Source organism: Occultella glacieicola (assembly GCF_004353825.1).
Classification (GTDB): domain Bacteria; phylum Actinomycetota; class Actinomycetes; order Actinomycetales; family Beutenbergiaceae; genus Occultella; species Occultella glacieicola.
This window is the reverse complement of record NZ_SMNA01000008.1, coordinates 214,703-220,990: the sequence shown is the minus strand read 5'-3', so window position 1 is coordinate 220,990 and position 6,288 is coordinate 214,703. Positions and strand designations below refer to the sequence as shown.

At 71.7% G+C, this 6,288-nt stretch carries 4 protein-coding genes; all 4 read right to left on the bottom strand.

Annotation, left to right across the window (positions count from 1 at the left end; genetic code table 11):
- Positions 1 to 410 precede the first annotated feature (410 nt).
- The 4 genes from EXU48_RS17555 to EXU48_RS17540 all read right to left on the bottom strand — a co-directional run bounded on the left by EXU48_RS17555 (position 411) and on the right by EXU48_RS17540 (position 6,275).
- Positions 411 to 3,473, bottom strand: a complete 3,063-nt coding sequence (locus tag EXU48_RS17555; RefSeq protein ID WP_133108971.1) for a D-alanyl-D-alanine carboxypeptidase family protein — start codon at positions 3,471 to 3,473, stop codon at positions 411 to 413.
- A 263-nt stretch (positions 3,474 to 3,736) separates the two neighbouring features.
- Positions 3,737 to 4,996, bottom strand: coding sequence for a tyrosine--tRNA ligase (gene tyrS / locus EXU48_RS17550; RefSeq protein ID WP_133108970.1), 1,260 nt, complete (start codon positions 4,994 to 4,996; stop codon positions 3,737 to 3,739).
- A gap of 66 nt (positions 4,997 to 5,062) precedes the next feature.
- Entirely contained in the window at positions 5,063 to 5,689 is a 627-nt protein-coding gene (locus EXU48_RS17545; protein ID WP_133108969.1) for a DNA-3-methyladenine glycosylase, read from the bottom strand.
- 7 nt (positions 5,690 to 5,696) lie between these two features.
- Positions 5,697 to 6,275, bottom strand: a complete 579-nt coding sequence (locus EXU48_RS17540; protein ID WP_133108968.1) for a nucleoside/nucleotide kinase family protein — start codon at positions 6,273 to 6,275, stop codon at positions 5,697 to 5,699.
- Between the last annotated feature and the right edge of the window lie 13 nt (positions 6,276 to 6,288).

Below are 6,288 nucleotides of genomic sequence, written 5' to 3'. Positions count from 1 at the left end.
CTGGTCAAACCAAATAAACAAACTATTCGGCATCGATCATATGACACACTGTTGAGTTCTCAAGGAGCGGACGCGCACCAACACCAGACCAACCAAGATCCTCGCTGGGGCAACCTCTCAACCTTAGCCTCCCGCATCCCCATCGTCAAATCCCGTGCCCCGGCGTGAAGTGCTGCCGGGAAGGCGTGGGACGTGTTCCGATGGACCGTGGTCCAAGGCCCGTCGTGTCGCTCCTCGATGCATCGCATCGGGTGACTGCCGGGGGTTCGTGCCCTCTGTCCGGGACCGTCCACCTCGCGGTGTCCGTTCCTCCCTGTCGGGGCAACGAGGTGAAACACTACGGGTCAGGTTCCGCAGGGTCAAATCCCTGGCGCGTGACCCCGGTCACGCCCCCCATGGTCGCCGTGGGGTCAGGGAGCCAGGCCGGGTTGGTCGGCCCAGAACGTCGCGCCGAACCCGGACGGGTTGTACTCCCAGTGCCAGGGTTCGTTGCGGTACTGGAAGAAGCCGAAGTCCGCACCGTGCTCGAACATCCACTTGTACGCCGGGGCACCGAGGAGCTTCATCGTGTTCGTCATGCGGGTGGTCACCTCGTCCACGTCCTTGAGGCTCTTGGTGCGCAGGTTGAGGTCGAGGGCCAGGCCGAGGGAGTGTGGGGAGTAGCTGGCCGTGGAGAAGCGGTTCCCCTTCTTCTTCGCCGCCGTCTCGGCCCGCTTGCGTTCCCGGAACGCGTTGCCGATGCTCAACGAGACGCCGTCCTTGGCCGCCGCCTCACGCATCGCCACGAACTGGGGCGAGGCGTGCTTGTTGATCATCTTGCGGGTGCCGGCCTTCTTCTCGCCGGGAGGGTCGACGAGCTGGCTGATGATGTAGTCGTCGAACGCGTCCGGGTCCGCGCGGAACTGAGCCTTGGTCAGGATGGCGTTCGGCCCGGTGTTGACCCGCCGCTCGCCACCGCCGGGGCGGCGCGCGGACAGGGCCCGCAGGAGGGCCGCGGCGTCCTTCTGGTGGGTACCGCGCACGTACCAGGTGACGACCTCGCCCTTCTTCGTCTTCTTCGTCACGTCGAAGACCTCGTACCCCGGTTTCGAGCGCCACGCGAGCAGGTTCTCCGCGGAGGTGTCCTCGATCCTGAACGAGGCTCCCGGGTAGTCGAGGTCGTTCCATGGGATCTGCTCGTACCGCTCCCGCTCCTTCTTCGGCAGGCGCTCGAGGGTGGTCCGGGTGACGTCGAGGATCCACGCCTTCGTCTCCGCTGAGCCGGTGCCCGATCCGGCCTCGGCCGTGGTGGCCGTAGTCGAGGCCTGAGCGCCGGCGTCGGGGGTGGGCGTCCTGACCTTCTCGGGCGCGAGCGCCGTGATCTTCTCGCCGGCCGGATTCTTGGCCCTCGCTCCCACGAGTCGCTTCTCAGGCGCCTTCTCCGCGACGGGGCGTTTCGCCGGCTTCCTCCCGGCCGAGCCGCCCTGACCGGCGGGCGCATCCGTCGCGCCCACGACGCCGTCGCCTGCCGGTTTGATCTCCAGGTGCTCGGCGGGGTCACCACCGCCGGGGGTCAGCAGCCGCGAGACCTGCGTGCCCACCAGGGCCTCGGCCGCTGCCTCGAACCGAGCGATCGCCGTGCTCCCGCCGAGCGAGGTGGGTGCGATGTCGAGGACGTTCAGCGTCGCCGGATCGGCCAAGTGCTTGGAGACCTTGCCGGGCCCGATCGACTCGATCCGAGCCACCATGCCGGCCTGGATCTCGGCCGGGGCGCCGCCCTCGTCGCGCAGTCTCTCGAACTCGTCGATGATCTTGTCCCCCGCCGAGCCGTACAGGGCACGCTGCTTCGCCACGCCCTGGTTCGCCCCGGTCCCGACGAGGTTGGCGTACATCGCACGCGCCTGGTCGGGCGGGGTGCGGGCGGTGCTGCTGATAGTCGCGCTTCCGATGCCGGCCGTCGTCAGGATCTGGGCGAGCACCGTCAGGGTGGAGGCGGCCACGGTGTCCCGGCGGGCACGGCGGCCGAAGGTGATCGCCGGTGCCCCCACCGCGGCGGCGGCGCCGGTGGAAGCCGCCGCGCCCGACCCGGTCGGAGGCTGGTCTGCTCGTGCGGATCCAGCGGCGGCGGCCTTCTTCTGTTTCGGGGCCTTCTTCTGCTTCGGGGCCTTCTTCGGTCCCGGCGCCTTGGGGTTTCCCGGGGCGGCCTGGGACCCGCGGGGAGGCCCCTTGAGCAGGTTCGAGGCGGACGGATCCGAGCGCGCGGCCAGCGCGTCGGCGAGGGGCCCCTGCTCGGGCGTCCCGAGGCCGGCCACGACCTGCTCGTGCCCGGACAGGCCGCCCGGTTGGCTGACCACGCCGTGCAGCACCTCCACCCGGAACCGGTCGCGGAGCAACTGCTTCGCGCCCGGCTCCAGCTGTCCGCCCAACGAGGGGTCGGTGAACCACCTGTCGATCGCGATCGTGAGGTCGCGGTACAGGGTGGCGTACATCCCGTTCGTGGCCGAGCGGTAGGCACGCAGCGTCGGGCAGCCGATGATGATCCAGGCCTTGAGGATCGGGTTGGTCTCGGCATCGAGTGCGGCCCTGGTCCGGTTGAGGTGCAGGTACACCCAGTCCCGGACCGTGGTCAGTTCACGGGCGTTGTTGATCGCCTCGAACAGCACGACCTGGACCGGGTTCAGCACGGGGGCGACTCGGCCACCCGTGCCCCCGGCGGCCCCGGGTTGCGCCGTCGGGGCCGGCGGCTCGCGTCCCGCCCTCTTCGCCTTCGCGGCCGCCCTGGTGTCGGCCTTCGCCTGGGCGAGCTCCGCGGCCAGCGCCTTGCGAACCGTGTGCCCGCCGCCGCTGTGCGCGGACAGGATCAGGTTGACCGCGAGCGAGCCGGACTTCGGGGCGGGCAGTTCCTTGATCTCCTCCAGCCGACGGATCACCTCGTTGACATAGCCGCCGGGCACGAAGTTCTTGCCGAAGTGGGAGTGGCCGACCCCCTGCGGCAGGATGCCCAGGGTCTGCGGGTTCGACTTCGTCACCGTGTGCACCTGCGCGAGGATCCGGTCCTGGTCGACGTCGCGAACGGGCTTGTAGGCTCTCTGATCCTTCGTGACCGGCGTCCTCGCCTGCCGCCAGCCGGCCGCGGGGTCCCCCGCCCGGTCGGTGTAGCCGTGCAGGTGCAGCAGCACGTCGATGGGACGGTCGACGTCGAGACCTTCGGGCAGGAGCACGATCGCACGCCCGGCGGCGGTCTCCTTGGTGTCGGCCTGCTCGTGTGCGGCGTTCGAGCGCTCGCCGCGGTTCGGGCTCCACTCCAACTGGTTGCCCGCCGACAGGTCGTCCACCGGGATCCTCCGGATCCCGGTGCCGCCCACCCTGCTCCGGGCCGCGGCGTTCCAGCCGGGCCCACCGCCGGCGGCGGTGTCGGCATTCGCCCAGCCCGCACTCGTGCGGGCCGGCTTCGGCGGCTGCCGCTGCACTGACGGGTCCAGGAGGGTGACCACGGCCCGGTTCCCGGCGGTGGCCTGCAGGCCGAGGAGCGCGTCGGCAACGCCGGCCGGGCGCTGCCGAGACGCCGGCGTGGTAGCGCCGGATCGCCGACCTCTGATCCCGGCTAGGTCGGGCTCCCGGACCGCACGCACGGGTGCGCCCTCTCGATCACCCGAGCATTATGGGCGCCGCGCCGTCGGCCCACCAGGGCCGTTCGGGCAGACTTCCGATCGCGGCAGCTGGTGCCACCGGGATGGGCCCACCGGCCGCGAACCGCTCAGGCGGTGACGACCGCCAGGTTGCGCCGGCCACGGCGCACCAGGGCCACGCCGCCGGCGAGGAGGTCGGCCTCGGTGATCACCTGCTCCGGGTCGGCCACCTTGACGTTGTTCAGGTACGCACCGCCCTCACCGACCACGCGCCGGGCGGCGTTGCGGCCCTTCTCGAGCCCGGTCGCCACCAGGGCATCCACGATCGTGGACTCCCCCGGCACCACGGTCCCCCGGGGCACCTCGGCCACCGCGTCGGCGAGGGTACCGGCGTCGAGGCCCGACAGGTCGCCGCCGCCGAACAGCGCCGCCGAGGCTGCCTCGACCCGGGCCATGGCGTCCGCGCCGTGCACCAGCGTCGTCACCTCGCGGGCGAGCACCCGCTGGGCCTCGCGCGCCCGGGGCGCCTCGGCGACCGCGCGCTCCAGCTCACCGATGCGGTCGCGGTCGGCGAACGTGAAGATCTTCAGGTAGCCCACCACGTCCGCGTCGTCGGTGTTCAGCCAGAACTGGAAGAACGCGTACGGGCTCATCATGTCCGGCGCGAGCCAGACCGCGCCGCCCTCGCTCTTGCCGAACTTGGTGCCGTCGGCCTTCGTGATCAGCGGGGTGGTGAGCACGTGCACGGCGGCACCGTCGGACTTGCGGATCAGCTCGACTCCCGAGAGCAGGTTGCCCCACTGGTCGTTGCCGCCGGTCTGCAGGGTGCAACCGTAGCGGCGGTGCAACTCCAGGAAGTCCATGCCCTGCAGGATCTGGTAGCTGAACTCCGTGAAGCTGATGCCCTCGTCGCTGTTCAGCCGCCTGGCCACGGTGTCCTTGGCGAGCATGGTGCCGAGCCGGTAGTGCTTACCGATCTCGCGGAGGAAGTCGATCGCGCTCAGCGGTGCGGTCCAGTCCAGGTTGTTCACCAGGGTCGCCGGGTTGTCGCCCTCGAAGTCCAGGAACCTGGAGATCTGGCTGCGCAGTCGTTCGGTCCACTCCGCCACCACCTCCTTGGCGTTCAGGGTCCGTTCGCCGGACATCCGCGGGTCGCCGATCATCCCGGTGGCGCCGCCGACCAGCGCGAGGGCGCGGTGGCCGGCCAGTTGCAGGTGCCGCAGCAGCACCAACTGGACCAGGTGTCCGTGGTGCAGGCTCGGCGCCGTCGGGTCGAAACCGCAGTAGTAGGTGACCGGCCCCGCCGCGAGCGCGTCGGCCAGGGCCGACTCATCGGTGGACTGGGCGATCAGACCGCGCCAGCGCAGCTCGTCGAGGATGTCGTTCACGTCTACTTCTCTGCCTCTCGGGGTGGTGGTGCATGCGGGGCCGGCGGCCTGCCGGCCAGAGCGAGCCTAACGGCGTCCGGCGGCCCGGTACGCGGACACGTGCGGGTCGCCCTCGATCCAGTACCGCCAGCCGAACCGCGCGGCGTCGCCGCCGGCGCCGCTGACCCCGACCCGGCCGCCGCTGGCCACGGCGGCGGGCCGTGGGCCGGGTTCGAGGCTCAGGAGCCCGACGGCGTCCGGCGCCTGAGCGACCACGGCTGCGTTGTGTTCACGGGTGAGTCCGAGCGCGACGGCCAGGCGCGCCGGGCCCCGGGCGAGATCCCGGTCGGTGCGGCAGACGCCGGCGGCGAGCCGACGCCGTCGGGCCTCGTCGGTCCCGGCGACCACCTCACCGGCACGCAACAGGACCGCGGAGGCGACGCCGTCCGGACCGCAGACGAGATTGGCGCAGTGGTGCAGCCCGAGATGTCGGTAGACGTAGAGGCGACCGGGCGGCCCGAACATGACCTCGTTGCGCGGGGTCGGGCCACGGAAGGCGTGCGATCCGGGGTCGTCGGTGCCCTCGTAGGCCTCGACCTCGACGAGCCGGACGGTCACCTCCTGCCCGCCGACCCGGGAGGTGATCCTGGCCCCGAGCAGCTCGGTCGCGAGCGCAGTACTGCGCCGGGTCAGGTCGAGGGCGGTGTCGCTCATGGTCGGCTCATGGGCGCAGCCGGCCCCAGGCGTCCACGCGGACGTCGGCGAGCTCGCGGGTGCCGACCCGGGCGAACAGGTCCCGCTCGGTGGCCATCCAGTCCCGCCAGTGCGGCTCGGCGGCCACCCCGTCGCGGGCGAGGCCGCGGGCCAGCCGGACGTCGTCATCGGCCTCCACCCACACGATCACCGAGAGGAACCGGCGGGAGGAGGCCCGCACACACCCGACCCCCTCGACCACGAGGTGGTCGGCGACCGGGACCTCGTGGGACTCCGCGAACTCCTCGTCATGCCAGTCATAGCGGCGGTACCGGCCCGGCCTCCCGAGCCAGATCGGTGCGAGGATCTCCTCGGTGAGCCGGTCCCCCGCGGCCGCGAGCCCGGACCAGCCCTCGTAGAGGTCGTCCATGTGGATGGTCCGGGCGTTCAGGGCCGGCGCCACGGCGGCGGCGAGACTGGTCTTGCCGGACCCGGCCGGACCGTCGATGGCGAGCACCGTGGTCCGCCCGCACCGCGGCCCCGCCGCGGCCGTGGCCGCGACGATCGCGGCGACGGTCTCGGCCGGAGCGGCCCCGCCGTCGGGCATCCGAGGCGCCCGG